Origin of the sequence: Floridaenema evergladense BLCC-F167 (assembly GCF_041929205.2) — a bacterium.
Taxonomy (GTDB): Bacteria; Cyanobacteriota; Cyanobacteriia; order Cyanobacteriales; family Aerosakkonemataceae; genus Floridanema; species Floridanema evergladense.
The window spans coordinates 5,987,962-6,010,475 of record NZ_CM171625.1 but is presented as its reverse complement, the minus strand read 5'-3'; the positions used below and the strand labels follow the sequence as shown (position 1 = coordinate 6,010,475).

Annotated in this window: 14 protein-coding genes and 1 pseudogene; 8 read left to right on the top strand and 7 right to left on the bottom strand. The window is 40.6% G+C overall.

Going from position 1 to position 22,514, the window contains the following annotated elements:
- Positions 1-333: 333 nt before the first annotated feature.
- The 3 genes from glpX to ACE1CA_RS28645 all read left to right on the top strand — a co-directional run bounded on the left by glpX (position 334) and on the right by ACE1CA_RS28645 (position 6,562).
- Positions 334-1,371, top strand: a complete 1,038-nt coding sequence (gene glpX, locus ACE1CA_RS28655; protein ID WP_413275809.1) for a class II fructose-bisphosphatase — start codon at positions 334-336, stop codon at positions 1,369-1,371.
- 291 nt (positions 1,372-1,662) lie between these two features.
- Positions 1,663-2,958 carry a glutamyl-tRNA reductase gene (locus tag ACE1CA_RS28650; protein WP_413275808.1) on the top strand — a complete coding sequence of 432 codons (1,296 nt, stop codon included), beginning with the start codon at positions 1,663-1,665 and terminating at the stop codon, positions 2,956-2,958.
- A 616-nt stretch (positions 2,959-3,574) separates the two neighbouring features.
- On the top strand, positions 3,575-6,562 hold the full coding sequence (locus ACE1CA_RS28645; protein WP_413275807.1) for a UPF0182 family protein: 2,988 nt from the start codon (positions 3,575-3,577) through the stop codon (positions 6,560-6,562).
- Between the two features lie 146 nt (positions 6,563-6,708).
- On the opposite strand, the gene ACE1CA_RS28640 is transcribed toward ACE1CA_RS28645, so the two are convergent.
- Entirely contained in the window at positions 6,709-6,942 is a 234-nt protein-coding gene (locus ACE1CA_RS28640) for a hypothetical protein (protein ID WP_413275806.1), read from the bottom strand.
- A 131-nt stretch (positions 6,943-7,073) separates the two neighbouring features.
- On the bottom strand, positions 7,074-8,984 hold the full coding sequence (locus ACE1CA_RS28635; RefSeq protein ID WP_413280486.1) for an ATP-binding protein: 1,911 nt from the start codon (positions 8,982-8,984) through the stop codon (positions 7,074-7,076).
- Between the two features lie 288 nt (positions 8,985-9,272).
- Here ACE1CA_RS28635 and ACE1CA_RS28630 point away from each other — a divergent pair, with 288 nt between their 5' ends.
- The gene (locus ACE1CA_RS28630; protein WP_413280485.1) at positions 9,273-9,470 is read left to right on the top strand and encodes a hypothetical protein; all 198 of its coding nucleotides are present in this window, start codon (positions 9,273-9,275) and stop codon (positions 9,468-9,470) included.
- A 294-nt stretch (positions 9,471-9,764) separates the two neighbouring features.
- Positions 9,765-10,595 (top strand): cyanophycinase, encoded by an 831-nt coding sequence (locus ACE1CA_RS28625; RefSeq protein WP_413280484.1) that lies wholly within the window; start codon positions 9,765-9,767, stop codon positions 10,593-10,595.
- A 95-nt stretch (positions 10,596-10,690) separates the two neighbouring features.
- Here ACE1CA_RS28625 and ACE1CA_RS28620 read toward each other — a convergent pair whose 3' ends face one another.
- From ACE1CA_RS28620 to ACE1CA_RS28600, 5 genes are all read right to left on the bottom strand, one after another.
- Positions 10,691-11,422: an amino acid ABC transporter ATP-binding protein gene (locus ACE1CA_RS28620; protein WP_459563693.1), complete on the bottom strand. Its 732-nt coding sequence runs from the start codon at positions 11,420-11,422 to the stop codon at positions 10,691-10,693.
- 28 nt (positions 11,423-11,450) lie between these two features.
- Positions 11,451-12,926: an ABC transporter substrate-binding protein/permease gene (locus ACE1CA_RS28615; RefSeq protein ID WP_486517573.1), complete on the bottom strand. Its 1,476-nt coding sequence runs from the start codon at positions 12,924-12,926 to the stop codon at positions 11,451-11,453.
- Between the two features lie 167 nt (positions 12,927-13,093).
- The gene (locus tag ACE1CA_RS28610) at positions 13,094-14,755 is read right to left on the bottom strand and encodes an iron uptake porin (protein ID WP_413280481.1); all 1,662 of its coding nucleotides are present in this window, start codon (positions 14,753-14,755) and stop codon (positions 13,094-13,096) included.
- A 114-nt stretch (positions 14,756-14,869) separates the two neighbouring features.
- Positions 14,870-15,673, bottom strand: coding sequence for an ABC transporter ATP-binding protein (locus tag ACE1CA_RS28605; RefSeq protein WP_486517986.1), 804 nt, complete (start codon positions 15,671-15,673; stop codon positions 14,870-14,872).
- Positions 15,674-15,731: 58 nt separating this feature from the next.
- A complete protein-coding gene (locus ACE1CA_RS28600; protein WP_413280479.1) occupies positions 15,732-16,868 on the bottom strand; it encodes a branched-chain amino acid ABC transporter permease in 1,137 nt (378 codons plus the stop codon).
- Positions 16,869-17,106: 238 nt separating this feature from the next.
- Between ACE1CA_RS28600 and ACE1CA_RS28595 the strand changes: the two genes are divergently transcribed.
- From ACE1CA_RS28595 to ACE1CA_RS28585, 3 genes and pseudogenes are all read left to right on the top strand, one after another.
- Positions 17,107-18,693: a glucose-6-phosphate isomerase gene (locus ACE1CA_RS28595; RefSeq protein WP_413280487.1), complete on the top strand. Its 1,587-nt coding sequence runs from the start codon at positions 17,107-17,109 to the stop codon at positions 18,691-18,693.
- Between the two features lie 43 nt (positions 18,694-18,736).
- The gene (locus ACE1CA_RS28590; protein ID WP_486517572.1) at positions 18,737-19,021 is read left to right on the top strand and encodes an isopentenyl pyrophosphate isomerase; all 285 of its coding nucleotides are present in this window, start codon (positions 18,737-18,739) and stop codon (positions 19,019-19,021) included.
- Between the two features lie 67 nt (positions 19,022-19,088).
- Positions 19,089-22,508, top strand: a pseudogene (locus ACE1CA_RS28585) (DUF4912 domain-containing protein); the annotation flags it as partial.
- Between the last annotated feature and the right edge of the window lie 6 nt (positions 22,509-22,514).

Below are 22,514 nucleotides of genomic sequence, written 5' to 3'. Positions count from 1 at the left end.
CTGACCAAAAGCCTTACTAAAAACAAAGATAACAGTATTAATTTTTAATTGCCGATCGCAGAGAGTCTACTTTAGTCTTCATAACTATCACCTAAACAAGTTATTAAAAAGTAACAAAATATTGGCATTACCTTTTAGAATCAGAAGCCACTACCCAGTCCCCAGTCCCCAATCCCCAATCCCCAGTCCCCAAGGTCAGGCATTAGCAGCAAAACTTTACACAGGTATTACAAAGACGGTTCAGCAGAGGTATCCACGCTCTGATAGACTTGAAAACTGTTAGAGCCAGACGAAATATTGCCTAAAATTTGCCTTGGGAGGACAGACCCCGTGTTGGAAAGTACGCTCGGATTGGAGATTATTGAAGTTGTTGAACAAGCAGCGATCGCTTCTTCTCACTGGATGGGTAAAGGAGAAAAAAACACCGCTGACCAAGTAGCTGTGGAAGCTATGCGGGAAAGAATGAATAAGATACACATGCGGGGTCGCATTGTCATCGGAGAAGGGGAACGTGATGAAGCCCCTATGCTTTACATTGGTGAGGAAGTGGGTATTTGCACCCGTGAAGATGCCAAAGATTTTTGTAACCCTGATGAATTAGTAGAAATTGACATCGCTGTTGACCCTTGCGAAGGTACTAACCTAGTAGCTTATGGGCAACCAGGCTCAATGGCAGTACTCGCAATTTCGGAAAAAGGCGGTTTATTTGCTGCGCCTGACTTCTACATGAAGAAACTCGCTGCACCTGCGGTAGCGGCTGGTCATGTAGATATTAACAAGTCAGCGACCGAAAACCTCAAGATCCTTTCCGAGTGCATGGATCGGAAAGTTGACGAATTGGTAGTGGTGGTGATGGATCGTCCCCGTCACAAGGAGTTAATCCAAGAAATTCGCCAAGCTGGTGCCAGAGTTCGTTTAATCAGCGATGGTGACGTTTCTGCTGCCATTTCCTGTGCTTTTTCGGGAACTAATATTCACTGTTTGATGGGTATTGGTGCAGCACCGGAAGGTGTGATTTCTGCGGCTGCTATGCGGTGTTTGGGTGGACACTTCCAAGGACAGCTGATTTACGATCCTGAAGTGGTGAAAACTGGCTTAATTGGGGAAAGCAAGGAAGGCAATATTGCCCGTTTGAAGGAAATGGGAATTACCGATCCTGACAGAGTTTACAATGCCAATGAATTAGCTTCTGGGGAAACGGTGTTGTTCGCTGCTTGCGGTATCACTCCGGGAACTTTAATGGAAGGCGTGCGCTTCTTCCACGGTGGCGCAAGAACTCAAAGCTTGGTTATTTCTACTCAGTCGAAGACCGCTCGCTTCGTGGATACAATTCACTTGTTCGAGAATCCCAAGAGTTTGCAATTGAGATAGTCATCAAGAAAGGGAACAGGGAACAGTTTTTTCTTTTCCCTGGTTGCCTTTCCTTGTTGATGTGTTAGCGGGACAAGGGTGAAGGTAAAGCTAAAAAAGTAAAGATTCTTTTCTAAACTTTACCTATTTCTCTTTTATCTTGTAATATATTTGGGCTTTTGCCTGATTTTCCAACTGCCTGATTTCAAGATTTATAGGTAATTGGTAATCATTAAGGGATAATAGTAAGAATATCAGCCAATTACCAACTACCAAATTAACAATTAGCCGTTAGCAATTAACCATTAGCAAATGAATATTGCAGTAGTAGGGCTTAGTCACAAAACAGCACCAGTTGAAATTCGTGAAAAACTGAGCATTCCCGATGTACAGACGGAAAGTGCGATCGCGCAACTGAAAAATTATCCTCATATTGAAGAAGTTGCTATTCTCAGCACTTGTAACCGTCTGGAAATTTACGTGGTACTCTCAGAAACCGAACAAGGCATTTCTGAAGTCCGTCAGTTTCTCTCAGACTACAGCAAATTACCAATGGGCGAACTTAGGCGACACCTGTTCATGTTGCTACATGAAGATGCTGTCATGCACTTAATGCGAGTAGCCGCTGGATTAGATAGCTTAGTTTTGGGAGAAGGACAAATCCTCGCTCAGGTGAAAAATACCCAAAAAATTTGTCAGCAATACAAAGGTGTTGGACGAATTTTAAATCAATTGCTGAAAGCAGCGATCACTGCTGGTAAGCGAGTTCGCACTGAAACTAACATCGGTACTGGCGCTGTTTCCATTAGTTCCGCTGCTGTGGAATTAGCACAAATCAAAGTTTCGGCTTTAACTACCAGTCGCGTAGCAATTGTGGGTGCTGGGAAAATGTCGCGCCTTTTGGTACAACATTTAATCGGCAAAGGAGCCACACAAATTTGCATTGTGAATCGCTCTATGCAACGTGCCCAAGAGTTAGCTAGTCAGTTTCAAGAAGTAGAAATTAAGTTACATCCGCTATCAGAAATGATGACAGCAATTGCCTCTGCTGATATCGTTTTTACTAGCACTTCTGCAACTGAACCAATTTTAAATCGCTCTAAGTTAGAGCAGGTTTTGGATGGTAGTCGCTCTTTGATGTTGTTCGATATTTCTGTACCGAGGAACGTTGCTGCTGATGTTAATGAAATTTCCCACGTTCACGCTTTTAATGTGGATGATTTGAAGGCTGTTGTAGCTCAAAATCAGGAAAGTCGCAGACAAATGGCGCAAGAAGCGGAAGCACTTTTAGAGGAAGAAGTTGCCGCTTTTGATATGTGGTGGCGCAGTTTGGAAACTGTTTCTACTATTAGCTGTTTGCGCGATAAAATGGAAACAATTCGCACTCAAGAGTTAGAAAAAGCACTCTCTCGTTTGGGTACTGAATTTGCGGAAAGACATCAAGAAGTAATTGAAGCTTTGACTAGGGGAATTGTGAATAAGATTCTTCACGATCCAATGGTACAATTACGCGCACAACAAGATATTGAGGCTAGACGTAGAGCAATGCAATCTTTGCAATTGCTGTTTAATTTGAGTACGGAAGCTCAATCTGGTGAAGCGGTATAATTGAAAACTTCAGTTAGCAGTTTAATAACCAAGTAATTTTAGATTTTGGGTTTTGGGTTTTTGTTGGGAAAATCTGAAATCTGAAATCTAAAATAGTTTTTAGGGGTAGATGAGAAAATTTGGCTCTCCAACACTTGTGGTGGAAAAACTTGGTTTTAGGGACTGGGGACTGGGGACTAGGGACTGGGAAACCTTGTGGAGTAAGCACTTGGCTAATTAATTAGCTTTACTTATCACCATGAGTGCTGGAGAGCCGAAAATTTTAATTAAAATTGGTAGTTACAAAGATTATCGGTTAGATCCCCCCTAACCCCCCTTACAAAGGGGGGAACGAGATTCAAAGTCCTCCCTTTGTAAAGTGGGAACGAGATTCAAAATCCTCCCTTTATAAAGTGGGAACGAGATTCAAAATCCTCCCCTTACAAAGGTGGGAACGAGATTCAAAATCCCCCCTTTGTAAAGTGGGAACGAGATTCAAAGTCCTCCCTTTGTAAGGTGGGAACGAGATTCAAAGTCCTCCCTTTGTAAAGTGGGAACGAGATTCAAAGTCCCCCTTTGTAAGGGGGATTTAGGGGGATCCAAAAGGCTGAAGTTTCATTTATTGGACTGCAATATAATGCAATCTAAGATTGATAAACGAGAGTCAGAACGGGTTTTACCTAAATTTGCCCAAATAATTTTATGGTTATTGGGTTTATTGTTAGGTGTAGAGCTATTATGTCGGTTAATAGCAGAAGCTTTATGGTTTGATGAGCTTAATTATTTATCGGCTTTTTGGGTACGGTTAGGTACTCAGTTGGGTTTATGGACGATCGCACCTTTATCACTAATCTTTTTGCTGTTTAATATTAATATTGCGGAACGCTATCGCTATCCTGCACCTAGTTCGTCATTTCCTGAACCGAGAAAAACTCTGCTTTTAACTAAAGATAAAACTAAAGATGAGCAGCGAAGTTTTAGTTTTGGTTTAGGTTGGCTGTTAACTTGCACAATAGGATTAAGTTTACTGACAGGATTGCTGGTTTTTCATTATAGTAAAATTGCTTTCACCTATTGGCAACCAAATGTAGATATTACAGCTATATCGACTACTATTCCGGCACATTTCGATCCTAGATCGATTTGGCAGAATTTAAGAAATTCTCCAAGTTGGCAGTTGATTTTTATACCTATAGGTTTATTAATAATTATTCTTAAAGCTAGAGTTGTTTTAAAAGCGATCGCAATTCTAATTAGTCTCTGTTTCGGGCTAGTTTTTTCCGGTGAATGGATCAAAATTTTAGAATATTTCCAAGCTCAAGCTTTTGGGAGTAAAGACCCTTTATTTCATCGAGATATCGGCTTTTTTGTTTTTAATTTACCACTTTGGCAATTATTAGAATTTTGGTTTTCAGGTTTATTTTTATTTGCTCTTATAGCTGTCAGTTTAATTTATTTACTATCAGGAAATAGCTTAAGTGAAGGAAAGTTTGCTGGTTTTAATCAACCGCAGCAAAAGCATTTATTATTACTCGGTGGCGCAGTTATGCTGTGCATATCTTATAGCTATTGGTTGCGACGTTATGAATTATTGTATTCAACTCAAGGCGTAGTTTATGGCGCGAGTTTTACTGATGTTACGGTGCAATTACCAATTTATACTTTGCTCAGTTTGGTGGGATTGACGATCGCTATTTTACTATTTTGGCGATCGCTTTTTACCGAATCAGCCACAAAAGCAAAAAAATCACCAGGAAAACGCAGCTTACATTTCTCATTGACTAGCGCTTTTCTTTTACTTTTTTCTAGCTTGTTTGTATTTTCATTTATTATGCCGCTAGTTGTCCAACAATTAGTGGTTCAACCTAACGAAGTAAGCAGGGAAATTGCTTTTATTGAAAATAACATTAAATTAACGAGAGAAGCATTTCAACTAGATAGAGTTGATGTCAAAACGTTTAATCCTCAAGGCGGATTAACGGCAGCTGATATAGTCAAAAATAACGAAACAATTCGGAATATTCGCCTTTGGGATACCCGTCCCCTTTTAGAAACTAATCGGCAATTACAACAATTTCGACCTTATTATAGATTTCCTAGTGCAGATATCGATCGCTATACCTTAGCAACTTCAACACCTAAAAAAACCGAAAAAAGACAAGTAATTCTGGCAGCTAGAGAGTTAGATTATAATGACGTTCCTGAAGCAGCAAAAACCTGGGTAAACCAACATTTAGTTTACACTCACGGTTATGGATTTACAATGAGTCCAGTTAATATAGCTGCACCAGGAGGACTACCAGATTATTTCGTCAAAGATATAGGTACAGCAACAAATAGCGGCAATTTACAAACATCAAGTCCGCTAATTCGCTACAGTATTCCTACTAATAATCCGCGAATTTATTATGGGGAAATTTCTGAAACTTATGTAATGACTAACACCAAAATCAAAGAGTTTGATTATCCTAGTGGAAACGACAACGTTTATAACACTTACGATGGTTTTGGGGGAATTAAAATTGGTGCTTGGTGGCGAAAATGGGTATTTGCTAAATATTTGAATGATTGGCAAATGTTATTAACGGGGAATATTACTGAGCAAACTAAGGTGTTATTTCGTCGTGATATTGCTGAAAGAGTTCGAGCGATCGCACCTTTTTTAACTTATGATAAATCTCCTTATTTAGTAGTCACAGATGTTCCTCAAGAATCAGAAATAACAAAGAATATTAGAAACCATTTGTTCTGGATTATAGATGCTTATACAACTAGCGATCGCTATCCCTATTCTGACCCCGGAAACAATAAATTTAACTATATTAGAAACTCGGTAAAAGTAATCATTGATGCCTACAACGGCGATGTTGATTTTTATGTAGCTGACCCCAAAGATCCAATTATTAAAAGTTTATCTGCCATCTTTCCAAAAATGTTTCAACCTCTGTCTGCGATGCCAGCTGCACTTCGCAGTCATCTGCGGTATCCGATCGATATTTACAGGATTCAATCGGAAAGATTACTCGCCTATCACATGACAGATCCTAGAGTTTTTTATAATCGAGAAGATTTATGGCAAATTCCTACAGAAATTTATGGTGGGAAACCACAAACAGTCGAACCTTATTATTTAATCATGAAATTGCCTACTGCCAAAGAGGAAGAATTTATTTTATTACTTCCTTTTACACCTAAAGGCAGGACAAATTTAATTGCTTGGTTAGCAGGTCGTTCTGACGGTCAAGAATATGGTAATTTATTACTGTATCAATTCCCCAAACAACAATTAGTTTTTGGGCCAGAACAAATCGAAGCTTTAATTAACCAAGATCCCGTAATTTCGCAACAAATTTCCCTGTGGAATCGTCAAGGTTCAAAGGCAATTCAAGGTAATTTATTAATTATTCCGATCGAAAAGTCACTACTTTATGTAGAACCACTTTATTTAGAAGCAGAACAAAATAGCGTGCCAACTTTAGCAAGGGTAATTGTTGCTTATGAAAATCGCATTGTGATGGCAGAAACTTTAGAACAAGCATTCAATGCAATTTTCCAATCTCAACAATCAAATCCCGCACCTATTGTTCGTCCGGTGGAAACTGTACCCTCAGAAAGTGTTCAATAATTGCAGCGAAAGGTAGAAGTAACTTCGCCTTTGCGACTAAAGTCGCGGCTATACAGACAAAACCTGCCTTCGCAGGTTCCAATTTGAAAGTCCGCGTAGGCGGACTTTGTTTGTGTAGTCGCGGTTTTAACCGCCAAAACTTTTTCTTACTTACTGACGATCATCGTCACACCACTCACTCCCCAAGCGGTAAAAAATCCGCGAAATAATTCATCACTAGCGGCACTCATTTCCCCATCTTCACCGATAATTCCTCCGGTAATTAACTTGCCGCGATCGCTCAAAAAAGTCAATCTTTGTTCGCCATTTTCATCCTTCTGGATTAACAAACGACCTTTGGCTAAAATTTGACCTGCACTACTCGAAATTGCACAACGCATTGTTTATTTATTGTTCATAGTTCCTTGCTTATTTTAAATGATTTATGAACCAGGACTAAAGTACGTTGTTGCGCTTCAGCGCCAGAATTAGCGCTGAAGCGCAACAACGTACCGAAAAATAGCAAGGGTGATTACAAAATAGTCCCAATTTGTTTGAGATAAACTGGTGTAAAAGGTTCCCCCGATCTAAGTTGGTAATTTTCTATCCAACCTTCACGACGAATCGAAATATTATCACCTTGTTTTTCAACTATGGTTGCATCTTCGTAAATGTTTTTTACTAAAGTTTTTTCCGTTGCAGTGGGATTATCTAAAACCACAATGTTGCTACCTTGGTAAAACATTCCATCGCGTTCTAAGACTTCTTCGCAATATTCAGCAATCAGTAAATCCAGTTTGGGATTACGCAATAAACTTTGGACGTTAGTATTATAATCTTTGTGCATTACTTTTTGGGAACGGTTTACAAATACCCCTTGACGGCAAACTGCACCGATCGTCCAATGAGGGTATTTTAGGAGGATATGATCGATCGTTTCTTCCAGTTCCTTAAGAGAAATTTGGTTAAAAGTGATAGTCGGAATTCTCGCATCCGTTGCATTTTTAAAGAAAGTTTCAATAATAAAAGATGGCACATCAACACTTTCTCCAAAAGCGGGATTTAAGTGCATGAAAATTCCCGGTGCTGCATTAATTTCCAAAATGGCAAAATTCCCTGATTTCCAAGATTCGGAGAGAGTTTCTGTAATCACATCAATACCCATACAAACTAATCGGAAATGCTGGGCAATATCTTGCGCCAAAATGATGTTATCAGGATGAACTGTAGCAGTAGCATCTATGCTGACTCCTCCAGCAGAAAGATTGGCAACTTTACGCAAATAAACTGTTTTATCTGCTTCAATTACGCTATCCATTGTCAAGGTTTGTTCGTCCAAAAACATCTCCATTGCTTCATCAACTTGAATTTTTCCCATTGGTGAAGTTGGAGTATCTAATCTTTCATGTTTGGCATTTTCCTTAACAATTAATTCGGAAATAGTTGATTTTCCATCACCAACTACCCAAGCGGGACGACGTTCGGTAGCAGCTACAAATTTACCATTGACGCATAGTAAACGAAAATCCGATCCTTTGTAGCTTTTTTCTACAATAATGTTCACAGGTTGGGTTTCGGGAATGGCTTTTAATGCTCGATAAAAAGCGTGTTCTAATTCTTCGCCATTCTGCACATTTGCTGTTACGCCAATTCCTTTATGACCGACAACTGGTTTAACTGCAACTGGATAACCAACGATATCTGCTGCATCTAAAGCGCCGCTTAAAGTGCCAACAATATCACCTTTAGGAACTGGAAAACCAAGGGTGTATAAAAAATCTTTACAGTCATCTTTACGAGTGGTAAAATCTGAGTCTAAATGACTGTCGCGATCGAAGGTTGTCGCCACACCACGCACTAATTTTTTCCCATAACCATACTGCATTAATCCTTCATCCCATAAGTAAAATACGGGAATACCTTTTTGAGTTGCAGTACGGAATAAAGAATAAACTGTAGGCCCTCCATAAACTGAGGCGCGAAACATTTCTTGTATGCTTTTAAACTTTTTGTGGATGGGAAAATCTTCATCTTGAGTAATAGATTCTAGCCAATCCCAAACAAAGTAAATTACTGCTTTGGTAGTTCTGGCGTGGATAGTTTCTACTGCAATTCTTTGATAAGTTTTATATGGATTTACACTCCACTCTTTGGGGTGTAAATTCATTTGCAGTTTCCCCACTTCCATAATTGTTTCAGTTAGTAAATGCCCGTAAGTTTCATATTGTCTATCTTTTAATTGGGGGCAAAATTTACTAATTTCTGTAACATAATTTTCCATAGCTGCTGGTTCGAGATATCCGGTAACTTCAAAATCAAAAACGATCGCAGCTGTGCTTAAATATGGGTTTGGCCCTACGAAATGCTGAATGTTAAAAATGTCGAATGCGTCTTCTTCTCTAGCATTAATCCTGGGGTCATCATTAATTTTTTCTCTTACCATTATTATCTCCTTTGGTAGAAGCGCTGGATTTAGCGATCGATCCTGAAATTACTCGATATCTTTTCTTACTGTTAATTGATTTTTAGCATAATTGCTTCTATCTATAGTTAGTATTTACCTTTTGCTCTCATAGCTGTTGCTATTTTACCTGGAACTTGCTTAAAAAACTATTTTTGTTCCTGAAAAATCGACTGAATTTTGTGTTAAAAGCTACCCCTTGAGAAAGATGTCTTTACTAAAACTACGCCCTAAATTAAATTGTAAATAAGAACACAGGAGGACAGCAAAATGACTGTCACAAAAACTCCTCTAAGAGAAGAAGTTCATCAACTGGCTGAAAAAGCTTTTCATCTCAACTTGATTTCGGGTTACGGAGATGGAGAATACAACGATGAATATCAAATTGTTTATCAGGGTAAACCTAGACATCTCCAATTAGAAAAGGCACGTTCTTTTTTAAGCAAATTAATCCAGAAATCGCGATAAAAACGGTTGCTAACATCCAGCATCAAATTTAATTTTCTCTTCTCCTAATTCACCTCTAGGATTGGGAGGTTTTATTTTGCTAACAACTTAATAACTGCCAATAGAATGATATTTTACATTTTACTGAGCGATCGTTTATCTCTCTTAAAGTATAGACTTTTGGGAATAGTAGCTTATCATTGAAAGTGAACTTCATTCTGTATTAATATCTACCAAACGACTGTTTCAAGCCGATCAATAACCATGCTTTACTTAAATTGCTTACAAATTGAGTAATTTTAAAAGCGAGTTTATATGGCTGACAATCAAGGGACAGGACAATTAATAATTATTGGTGGTGCGGAAGATAGAGAAGGAGATTGTAGGGTACTCCGGGAATTTGTCCGCCGTGCGGGAGGTACAAAAGCTAACATTGTAATTATGACCGCAGCGACAGAATTACCTAGAGAAGTGGGAGAACAATATACAAAAATATTTGAACGTTTTGGGGCAGAAAACGTTCGGATTATTGATACTGTCACCAGAGATGATTCTAGCTCATCGACATATTTAGAAGCTGTAGAAAAGGCTACTGGTATATTTTTTACTGGCGGCGATCAAGCGCGAATTACTAGTATTATTAAAGACACTGAACTTGATGCTTTAATTCACAAACGTTACGCCGAAGGTGCTGTAGTTGGGGGTACTAGTGCAGGCGCAGCAGTGATGCCTGATGTGATGATTGTAGAAGGAGATTCTACGACAAATGCCAGAGCAGAAGTTGTAGAAATGGGTCCCGGAATGGGATTTCTTCCCGGAATTGTCATCGATCAACATTTTTCTCAACGCGGACGTTTAGGACGTTTAATTGCCGCATTAGCACAGCAACCTGCTGTTTTAGGATTTGGGATTGATGAAGATACAGCGATAATAGTTAGCCAAGATGTAGTTGAAATAGTTGGCAGTGGTTCTGTAACAATTGTCGATGTGGCAGAAATTACTCACAGCAATGTAGATAATCTTTTGAAGGATGAAGCTATGGCACTTTGTAATGCTAGATTGCACATTCTTCCTGAAGGTTATAGCTACAATTTGAAGAATAGAAAACCAATTTTAGAACGCATTCTTCAAGCAGCAGCAGCTTAGGGAGGCAGAGGGGCAGAGGCGCAGAGAAGAAAGAAATAAATTTTCTTCTTATCACCTTCTCACCTAGTCCCCAGTCCCCAGTCCCCAGTCCCTAATTACAAAATATTATCGAGAAATTGTTTTGCCCGATCGCATTTTGGATTTGAGAAAAACAGTTCCGGGGGTGAATCTTCGGCGAGTTTTCCTTGATCTAAGAATAAAATGCGATCGGCAACTTCTTTAGCAAAACCCATTTCATGAGTTACAACTGCCATTGTCATGCCGGATTTTGCTAAGTCTTGCATTACATCTAAAACTTCTTTTACCATTTCTGGATCGAGAGCGGATGTAGGTTCATCAAATAACATGATATCGGGTTTCATGGCTAGGGAACGTGCGATCGCAACCCGCTGTTTTTGTCCCCCCGAAAGTTGGGAAGGATAAGCATTTGCCTTAGCTTCTAAACCCACCTTTTTCAACAAATCCATTCCCACTTTTCGCGCTTCTTCCTCAGAAACGTGCTTCACTTTTATCGGTGCATACATCACATTTTTAATCACCGTCATGTGAGGGAAAAGATTAAAGTGTTGAAACACCATTCCGACATTTTGCCGCACCTTCATAATGTCGGTTTTTCGCGAAGTAATTTCTACCCCATCAATAAAAACTCTGCCCGAAGTTGGTGTTTCCAGTAAATTCATACACCGCAAAAAGGTAGATTTTCCCGATCCAGAAGGCCCGATTAATGCCACTACTTGCCCTTTATTAATTTCGGTAGAAATCCCTTGCAAAACGTTGAGAGAACCGAAAGATTTATACAGATCTTCAACCTTAATTGCCAAACTTATTTCCTTGTTTGATGTCGTTGAGTCTTTTTTAAGCGCTACGTTGTAATCGTCGTTCAAGTTTAGAACCTCCCCAAGTCAAAAGCATTACTAAAACGTAATAAATTAAACCAGCCACTAACAGTGGTTCAAAATAGATATATTTTTCTGCACCCACAATTTGCGCCCGACGTAGCACATCCACCACACCAATTGTTGATACCAAAGATGAATCTTTTAAAAGAGCGATACTTTCATTTACCAAGGAAGGTAAAATATTTTTCACTGCCTGTGGTAGGATAATATCTTTCATCATTGGTTGATAAGGAACTCCTAAAGATAGAGCCGCTTCTCTTTGTCCTTTATCAACTGCGAGAATTCCTCCTCTAATTGTCTCAGAAATATAAGCACCTGAGTTGAGAGTGAAAGTAATTACACCCGCCAACAATGCTGGAATATCATAACCAGTTAATTGTGGCGTTGCATAATATACTAATGCGATTTGTAGCAGCAGTGGTGTACCTCTGAATACAGAAGTATAACCTTTAGCAAACAAATTCAAAGGTTTAACTGTAGAAATCTTAAACAATGCCAGAACAATTCCCCAGAGAAATCCGAAGAATGCGGAAATGAGGGTAAATTGTAATGTTACTATTATTCCTTGAGCGATGAAAGGAATGCTACCCCAAGCTGTTTCAAAACTTGAAGGTGCGTTTGCTGGATCTTCAGCTGCTTGATTTCCGCCTTGGTTTTCAAACCATTTTTTGACTAGTGCTTCTATTTCTCCATTTTGTTTCATCTGCTGGAGAACTTTGTTAAAAGGTTGCACTAATGGCGAACCTTTGGGAAATGCGATCGCCAATCCCGCTTCTTCTGCACTACTAGGAACTGTGTTAAATTCCAAGGTAGGATTATTAGCAATAAATCCCTTAGCAATGGTATCTTCAATAATTGCTGCATTGATGCGATTTGATTTAATTTCTTGAATCAAATCCCCAGTTTTATTCAAAGCAACTATTTTCGCACCTTTGATTTTTTCCTTGGCAAATTTCTCTTGTGTCGAACCTAATTGTACGCCGACTTTTTTGCCAGCTAAAGATGCAAGCGTTGTTAAATTTGCGCCTTTTTTCGTAACAATTGTGTTTTTTGCTTCGTAGTAAATATCAGAAAAATCGACATTTTTTTGCCGTTCGGGAGTGGGAGTCATCCCCGCCATTGCAAAGTTTGCTCTTCCTGATTGTAAAGCCGGAATAATCCCGCTAAAATCCGTATCTTTAATTTCCAATTCGTAGCCTAATTCTCTAGTGATGTATTTGGCAATATCAACATCAAAACCAATGATTTCACCTCCAGCGCCACCACCCGTTTTTCTAAATTCATAAGGTGGGTAATCAGCGGAAGTCACCATGATTAATTTCCGTCCGCTATTTTGTGCAACTGTTTCATTAGTAGTTAAGTTGCCGATTATGAGAGATATGACTAATGTGGCAATAAATAAAATTGCCATTAACCACTTTTTCCTGAACATAGTTTATGAGTTTCCTAGTAATTTTTTCCTAAAAAAGCCAATTTTTTAGTTTCCAGTTTAGTCAGAACCGGAACTAATGATATATGGGTTATTGTCTAATTAATTGTATTTTTGGTTACAACTTTTTTTTGGAAATCTGTCTAAAGATAGATTCCAGATGATTGTAACTAAAATACAAAAGAAGTTCTAATTACGCCGACTATAGCATCAGGATTTCTTGCGTCATGGTTAGGTGCTGTTAACCAAATGAAACCCGGTGTAATAGAGAGATACTGGTTGAGTTGAATGCGGTAAAATGCTTCGATATGGAATCCGGTGTCGCGATCGCTTCTCCGTCCATCTTGTAAACCAATTGCTGCTGCTAAAGCTGCATTACTGGTACTAATTAATCTCGGCTGCATTCCAAACACAAACCCCCCATAATTGCCCTGTTTAAATAAGTCTGGAAAAGCGAAAGTTGCCGCATAATTTAACACATCTGCATCGCCTTTCACCCCCAAAGCACGCGCCACTGTATAACCTACCCATCCGCCTAATTCAAAACCTTTACCAAAGCGATAATTAGCTTGAAAACCGTAATTATTACCGACAACTGGACCTGCACCAATTACTTTTGCTGCATTGCTTCCGGCTAAAGTATCAACCCCAAATTCGGGAGAATAGGAATTGAGATAAAGTAAGCCGAATTTTAACCTTTCTCCAGAATAGGTTAACTGCGCCCAAGCGCTGTAACCAGCATTGAAAAATCCTAAACTTGGTTGATTGGAAGATCCACTTTCTCCAAAATAAGCAACGTCTAAACTTAAGCCTTTAGTAATTAAAAAGTTAGCCCCAACTCCCGCCTGATTTCCTATGGGGAAATAAACTGGATTGACCTGACCAAAATTGCTTAAAGCACCAGTAGCAGTGTCAACAAAAGGACTAATTGTATCGGTGACATAAGTAGGATCTGTAGAAGCAGCATCCAGATAAATCGTCAATCTATCTCCTATGGAAAAACGATACTGCAATTGGTTAATTGTTACGTTATTATTCCCAGATAAAGTACTAGGAACAAAACGAGTTTCGCCTGTTTGTCCGGCTGGCAATTCCGCAGAACTTGCGCCAAAAATTGCCCCGGTGTCGATCGGTCTTAAATTAGTCGCCTGCAACCGAGTTCTTAAGCGGTCTTTTCCTGTAAAACTAGTATTAAAATCAATCCTCGTCCGATAAGCAAGTGTAGTTTGATTTACATCATCAGCCCTTTTTCCAAAAGCATCAGAAACGTAAGTAATAACTTCTACGGCGAGTTTTGTAGTTGTGGAAAATTGCTGGGCTTCGACTTTGTTTACTCTAGCTTCTAAAGCATCAACTCGTCCTCGTAAATTCGCTAATTCTGAAGCAAATTCTTCCTGCAATTTTCGCAGTCTGTCTAAATCTTCTCGACTAACTCCTTGGGGTAAAGCGGCGATTAATTCTTGAATTCTGTCTAAACACTTATTTAAACCAGCGGCAAATTCGTAGCGTGTCATAGCCCGATTTCCGCGATAAGTTCGATCGGGATATCCTTCAATACAACCGTATCTTTCCACTAAAGATTGTAAAGCCTGAAAAGCCCAATCTGTAGGTTGTACATCTCGCAGTTGAGAAACCGAAGTTACCTGTTCTGAACTATTAGAATCTTCTGCTGTTTCTGAAGCTAAATTTAATGATTCTGAATATTCAACTATTTGTTCGAGAGAATTGGTATTTTCGCTAATTTCGGCTGCTTTAGTCATGCTGGAAATTAGCCAACCATTCATTAGTACAGCAATACTCAATGGTAGGGCGTTTCCTAAAAGTCTATTCATGATTGTTCTCACACCAAAAAAATTTCTGAGTTAAATCAACCCAGCATCTAAAACTTAATTTAAACCTAATTTTAGAGTAATGATTTTATTTAGATGTTGGAAATGATACAAATATTATTTTCCCAGATAAGCTTCTAAAACTTGGGAATTGTTTTGAATTTCTTCAGGAGTTCCAACAGCTAGGTTACGCCCTTCTGCTAGTACCCAAACCCGATCGCACAATGACATGATTACATCCATGTTATGCTCGATAATTAAAAAGGTCATTCCTTCCCCATTCCATGACAAAATTCGATCGCAAATCTGATTAATTAAAGTTGGATTCACCCCCGCTGCTGGTTCATCTAATAAAATTAATTTGGGTTGCGACATTAACGCCCTTCCCATTTCTAAAAGTTTGCGTTGTCCCCCTGACAAAGAACCTGCATAATCATTTGCTTTATGGGCTAATCCTACTGATTCTAAAATGGCGATCGCCTTTTCTCGCAAATCTTTTTCCTCTTGCTTCACTTCATGGGCGCGAAACCACACATTCCAGAACTTTTCTCCCGTTTGCTTTTGCGCCGCTAACAGCATATTTTCCATTACCGAAAGTCGCGAAAGCACCCGCGCCACCTGAAAAGTGCGAATCATTCCCATCTGGGCAATTTGATGAGGTTGTAAACTTTCTACTGGTTCCCCGTCAAAAATTACCCGCCCAGAATCAGGGCGAATAAAATTAGAAATTAAATTAAATAAAGTCGTTTTTCCCGCACCATTTGGCCCAATTAAGCCAGTAATACTACCTTGACTCACTTCCAAAGTAGCATTTTCCACTGCTTTTAACCCACCAAAACTTTTACTCAAACCGTTAGCTGATAACAATAAATTATTACTTCTTTGAGGTCGTGGTGGTGCATCTTCTACCTGTTTAAGAATATCCTCTATATCAGTTTGTGGTTCATTCAAAGGTATATCTGAAAGAGAATCTGATGGATTATTTACCAAGGGTTAATTCCTCCTTTTTCCCTAAAATACCTTGCGGTCTTACCATCATCAAAATAATTAATAATAAACCGATTACCATAATCCGAAACGCACCCAAACGCGCATCATCGAAAGGTAATAATCCCGGTAAAACAAATCTTGTTCCTTCAAAATATGCCCAAAAAATTATCGCCCCTAATAAAGTTCCGTAATTGTTACCCGCCCCACCTAAAATGATAATTGTCCAAGCATCAAAAGTAATTTGGGGTTGGAAGTTGTCTGGGTAAACTGTGGCTAATTGCCAAGCGTAAAAAGCTCCAGCAAATCCGGCGATCGCACCGCCCAACATCAACGATTGCAACTTATACCAAAATACATTTTTCCCCAGAGCTTTTGGTACTTGTTCATCTTCCCTAATCGCCTTTAAAACTCTTCCCCAAGGTGCATTTACTAATCTTTCTAATGCCCAAAATACTACTGTTAAAACCAACAGTAACACTACCATTAACCCTGTTTTGTAAGTAAAATTATTAGCATCAACTATAGATATTAAACCTACAACATAAACAATTAATCCTAAAATTCCTCCCACAATTCCCATAATTAAAGATGCAACAGGAGTAGAACCTCTAACCTTTCCTTGTTGTAATTGTTTCCTCATCCATCGCCACAATTGCCAACCACCTATCCCAGCGATTCCTGTTAGCACGGCTAGCAAAAAGAACTGTAACAATGGATTCAAAGTAACCTTACTAAAAGGTAAAGGAAAACCTTGTAAACCAAACACGCCCGATCGCCATCGACCATCCCCGACAGGTAACTCTTGATTATTCACAATCAAGCGAATCAATTCCGATAACCCGATCGTAACAATTGCCAAATAATCTTCCCGCAATCGTAGCGTTGAGATACCCACAAACAAACCCAACAACGCTGCCAAAACCGCACCAATTAAAGCAGCAATCAACAGGGGTACTCCCTGTAAACTTAATAATACAGTAGTGTAAGCTCCCACAGCCATGAAAGCCACATGACCGAAGTTAATTAAACCTGTAAAACCCCATTGTAAATTTAACCCTAAGCCAAATAGGGCATATATTGATATAAAAACGATCAGAGAAACTAAATAACCTGGAGAAAAATTCATAGGAAGTTGTTTATCTTAAAACAAGTATTTTAGTTTGTTAAGGCATTTTACCTTATATTGCCAAATTTTTTAATCTTCTGGTTTTGTCGAGCCAGAACAATTAAATAAGGCAACTGTGACCTATTCCCTTTTCATTAAATCATTGTAAGATTTGCCCAAATTATATATTTAGTCTTTCTATCTCCTCTAAACTGTTGAAAGAAAAAGATACTGTTAAACTTTTAGGATGAGAACTGCTATGGATGCAGCGGCACTCTGGCAACGTTACCAAGAATGGCTTTACTATCACGAAGGACTAGGATTTTACCTAGATGTCAGTCGCATGAGATTTGATGACAACTTTTTACAGACGTTGCAGCCAAAGTTGGATCGAGCATTTAAAGATATAGCCGCATTAGAAGCAGGTGCGATCGCCAACCCTGACGAAGACCGCATGGTAGGTCATTATTGGCTACGCGATCCAGATAGAGCACCCAGCCCCGAACTGAAACAGGGAATTATCGATACTTTAGAGAAAATCGAAACATTTGTCCAGAAAATTCACAGCGGAGAAATACATCCTCCCAACGCCCCCAAATTTACCGACCTTCTCTCCATCGGCATTGGCGGGTCGGCTTTAGGCCCGGAATTTGTTGCCGAAGCCCTAGCCCCCGATTTTCCCCCGATGACGATACATTTTATCGACAATACCGACCCAGCGGGGATCGATCGCACCCTCACCAAACTCAAAGACAAACTCGCCTCCACCTTAGTATTAGTCATCTCCAAATCAGGAGGCACGCCCGAACCCCGCAATGGGATGATTGAAGTGCAGAATGCTTTTGCCGCCAAGGGTTTAGACTTTGCCAAACAAGCGATCGCCACCACAGGAGTAGGCAGCCACCTCGACAAAACCGCCCATTCCCAAGGTTGGCTTGATACCTTCCCGATGGAAGACTGGGTAGGCGGACGCACCTCCGAAATGTCAGCAGTAGGCTTACTCCCCGCAGCATTACAAGGCATCGACATTCGCACCATGTTAACCGGGGCAAAAGAAATGGATGCTGCTACCCGCATTCCCGACTTAAAAAGTAACCCCGCCGCTTTACTTGCCCTTTCCTGGTACTACGTTGGCAACGGCAAAGGCGAAAAAGACATGGTAATTCTGCCATACAAAGACAGCTTGCTACTGTTTAGCCGTTACCTGCAACAGTTAGTCATGGAATCTTTAGGCAAAGAAAAAGACCTCGAAGGCAACATCGTCCATCAAGGCATCGCCGTATATGGTAACAAAGGCTCCACCGATCAACACGCCTACGTGCAACAGTTACGCGATGGAGTCGCCAATTTCTTTGTCACATTTATTGAAGTACTAAAAGATCGTGAAGGGAAATCACCGGAAATAGATCCAGGAATTACATCAGGAGATTATCTTTCTGGCTTCTTACAAGGAACGCGCAAAGCACTTTACGAAAACGATCGCCAATCAATCACCGTCACCATTCCCGAAGTCAATTCTTACACGATCGGGGCGTTAATTGCGCTTTACGAACGCGCCGTCACTATCTACGGTTCCTTGGTGAATGTTAACGCTTACCACCAACCCGGAGTGGAAGCAGGTAAAAAAGCCGCTGCGGAAATTTTGGATCTGCAAACCAAAGTAGTTCAGTTAATTAAGCAGGAAGGCAAACCGATGTATTTAAGCCAAATTGCCGAAAAATTGGATGCGACGCAAGATATAGAGGCAATTTATAAGATTGTCCGTCATTTAGCCGCTAACGATCGCGGCATCGCCCTACACGGCAACTTAGGCAAACCCAACACCTTAACTGTTTCTACCAGTTAGGGGACTGGGGACTGGGGACTGGGGACTGGGGGGAGTAGAAGAGATGGGGAGATGGGGAGATGGGGAGATGGGGAGATGGGGAGATGGGGAGATGGGGAGATGGGGAGATGGGGAGATGGGGAGATGGGGAGATGGGGAGATGGGGAGATGGGGAGATGGGGAGATGGGGAGATGGGGAGATGGGGAGATGGGGAGATGGGGAGATGGGGAGATGGGGAGAGATCTAGAACTAGAAACTCCCCCCACCTTCCTATCTCCCCAGTCCCCAATCCCCAGTCCCCAGTCCCCAGTCCCCAGTCCCCAGTCCCCTTGTCTCCCATCGGCTTGAGGGCTATATAATGAGCTACATATTTTGGAAAAATTAACTTCAATTTGCGCTTCTGAGCATTTTTTAAATGTTACCCAAAAAAGACTCTTCAATCGCAACTTTAGCTTTAATGCTACTTCTGGCTGTGGTTCCTAAACCCGCTACTGCATTAGAAAAAAAACAGAATATTTTAGCTCAATCTCCCACTACTCCCAACACAATTACCCTACCAAAGTCAGTAAAATCAGGCACTAGGGTAAAGATTGATGGTTCTAGTAGTAGCGCTACATTTAACCTAGCTCTTAAACAACGCTTTGAAAAAGAAAACCCAGGTACACAAGTTAATATTGGCTATCGGGGAACCAGCGCTGCTTTAAATTCATTACTAAAAGGAGAAATAGATTTAGCTGCTATTGGTCGTCCCTTAACTGAAAAAGAACGATCGCAAGGTTTAGTTGCCGTTGCTTTACCTAGAACTAAAATTGCGGTTATAGTCGGGCCAAAAAACACTTTTCGAGGAAGTATCACAGATGCTCAGTTTGCCAGAATCTTTCGCGGTGAAATTAGAAATTGGTCAACTGTTGGGGGAAAACGGGGTCGGATTCGCTTTATTGACCGACCTGTAACTAGCGATACCCGTCAAGCTTTGCAAAATTACCCGGTTTTCCGCAATCGTCCCTTTCGATCGGGTTCCAACACTGTTAGGTTATCACAAGATACTACCAGTGCAGTTATTAATCGATTGGGAACTAACGGCATTGGCTATGCTATTTCTAACCAAGTAGTCAATACGCCTAACGGCACGCTACGCGAACGCCCAAATGTGCGGATTGTCTCAATGCACAAAGTTTTGCCTAACGATCGCAAGTATCCTTTTTCACAACCAGTTTATTACGTTTACAGACGGACAAATCCCAGTCCTGCTGCTTTAGCATTATTAGGTTTTGCTGGTTCACCCGTAGGTCAACAAGCACTCAACGCTGCTGCTGGAGTTCCCGTTGCTACTACTACGCCAATAGCGATCGCGCCAACTAGCCCAACACCCGCACCAATACCAGTCACTCCCAGAACACCCGCAGCCACTACCCCAAACCCCAACCCCGAAACCCTAACCCCCAGTACGTCTGAAATTCAAGAAACCAATAATCGTGGTGGACTTGGTTGGCTGTGGTGGTTGATACCTTTATTAGCTTTGTTAGGTATCCCGATTTTTTGGTTACTGCGAAATCGCCGCAGGTCAACAACCTCAGTCGATAGCCAAACTCCACCATCAACTTTAGCAGGTGGTGCTACTCCCGAAGCAACTATCCCGACAGATGTTTCTTTGGCTACTAGTGGTACGGAAGCGATCGCTACTTCCCCCACTCAATCACCTGAAACAGCCAACCCTACAGAAGCACTTTGGGGAGAAGATTTATTACCTGGGACAGATGCAGTAAGCCAAACAACTACCCCATCAGTACCTGCAACCGATTGGTTGGGAGGTGCAGCTGTAGTAGGAGGCGCAGCTTTAGCAGGAGGCGCATTAAGAAATTGGAATAGTAGCATTGCTCTAAGAGCAGAAAATAGTCAACAGGTTCTTGCAGCTTGGCAAGTCTCCGAGTTTCACAAGCAAGCAGTACGAGAACAAGGTGGCAAACAGTCTTTAGGGGATAGGGTTCAGGGGTTAGGGAGTAGGGAAGAAACCATTCCCCAACCCCTAACCCCTAACACCCAACCCCCACAGTTAGCATTAAGACTTTATGACATTACTAACATCGATCAAATTCAAACCGAAGGTTGGCAGATTTTCCAACAGTTTGAGGTAGAGGAACAAGCTACCGAGAAATTATTGCCGATATTGGTTGGCGATCGCGACTATAATGCAGAAATTGGCTACTTAACAGATGACGATACACGCTGGTTGCCCCTAGCCACATCTAATCCCATTTACATACCTGCATCACCAACTGTTACAGAAGTTACCCCTCCTATCCCAGCACCATTAATTTCCACCACACCCGCAGACTGGGGTAGCAGTATTACGCTAACACCACAAAACAATCAAATTGCTCTTGCTGCTTGGCAAGTATCGCATAGACACAAACAAGCTTTACAGCAACAAGGTGGTAAACAACTAGTATTGCGACTTTATAATGTCACCGGAATTCTTGTAGATGAGCAAATTCCCGCGAATTTTCCCCAATTTGCCGTAGATGAACAAGCTACCCAAATGTTAGTAGCCATACCGGAAATTGGACAGGATTACATGGCAGAAATTGGTTACTTAACTGATGATAATCGCTGGTTATTGTTAGCGAGATCTGCGCCAATACGCATAGTTCCATCCATACAACCAGTTAGCGAAATTGTCGCTACTATTCCTACTCTGGCTGTTACTTCAACACCAACTACTAGCAGCATTAACCTAACACCATTTAACAATCAACAAGCGATAGGTCAGACGACTCCCTACGCGATCGCAGCTTGGCAAAGCTTAGAAGAACATAAACAAACATTGCAACAACAAGGCGGTAGACAGTTAGCATTAAGACTTTATGATGTGACGGAAATAACCGCCGAACCTGGCACACAAAATTGGGGAATTTTCCAACAATTTAATGTGGATGAACAAACTAATCAGATGTTAGTGCCGATATTAGTTAGCGATCGCAACTATGCCGCAGAAATTGGCTACTTGACAGAGGATGAACGCTGGTTATTATTAGCTAGATCCGCACCCATAACAATTAGTAGCGATACTCTACCCACCACAGAAATCGATTTAGCCCCTGGAGTCGTCGCTGCTTTAGGTTCAACTCCCGTTACTAGCACTAGCAGCATTTCCCTAACACCAGAAACCGCCAATCAAATTGTTGCTAATTGGCAAGTTTCACCCACTCATAAACAAACATTGCAGCAACAAGGTGGAAGATATTTAATATTGCGGCTTTATGATGTGACGGAACTTGATTTAACTCGGCAAGAACCACAAATTTTCCAACAATTTGCTGTAGATGAACAGGACGATCGCAAGTTACTGGAAATAATTGTTAATGACAGAAACTATTTAGCAGAAATTGGCTATCTAACAGATGATAATCGCTGGCTATTGTTGGCGCGATCGGCACCAATATATATAGTTTCTTCAGTCTCACAAGTTACAGAAATTATTCCAGAAACTAGCGAAGTTCCCCCAGTTTCACAAGTCACAGAAATTATTCCAGAAACTAGGGAAATTTCCCCAGTTTCAGATCCCACACCAATATACTGGAACAGCACGATCGCCCTAACAGCAGAAAATGCTCGTCAAGCTCTGACTAACTGGCAAGTTTCTTATGAGCATAAACAAGCATTGCGACAACAAGGTGGCAGACAATTAGCGCTCAGACTTTATGATGTGACTGAAATTGATTTGAGTCAGGATACGCCGCAAATTTTCCAACAATTTCCTATAGACGAACAAGTTAACCAAGTATTATTGCCAATACCATTGGTCGATCGAGATTATGTTGTAGAAATTGGTTATTTAACT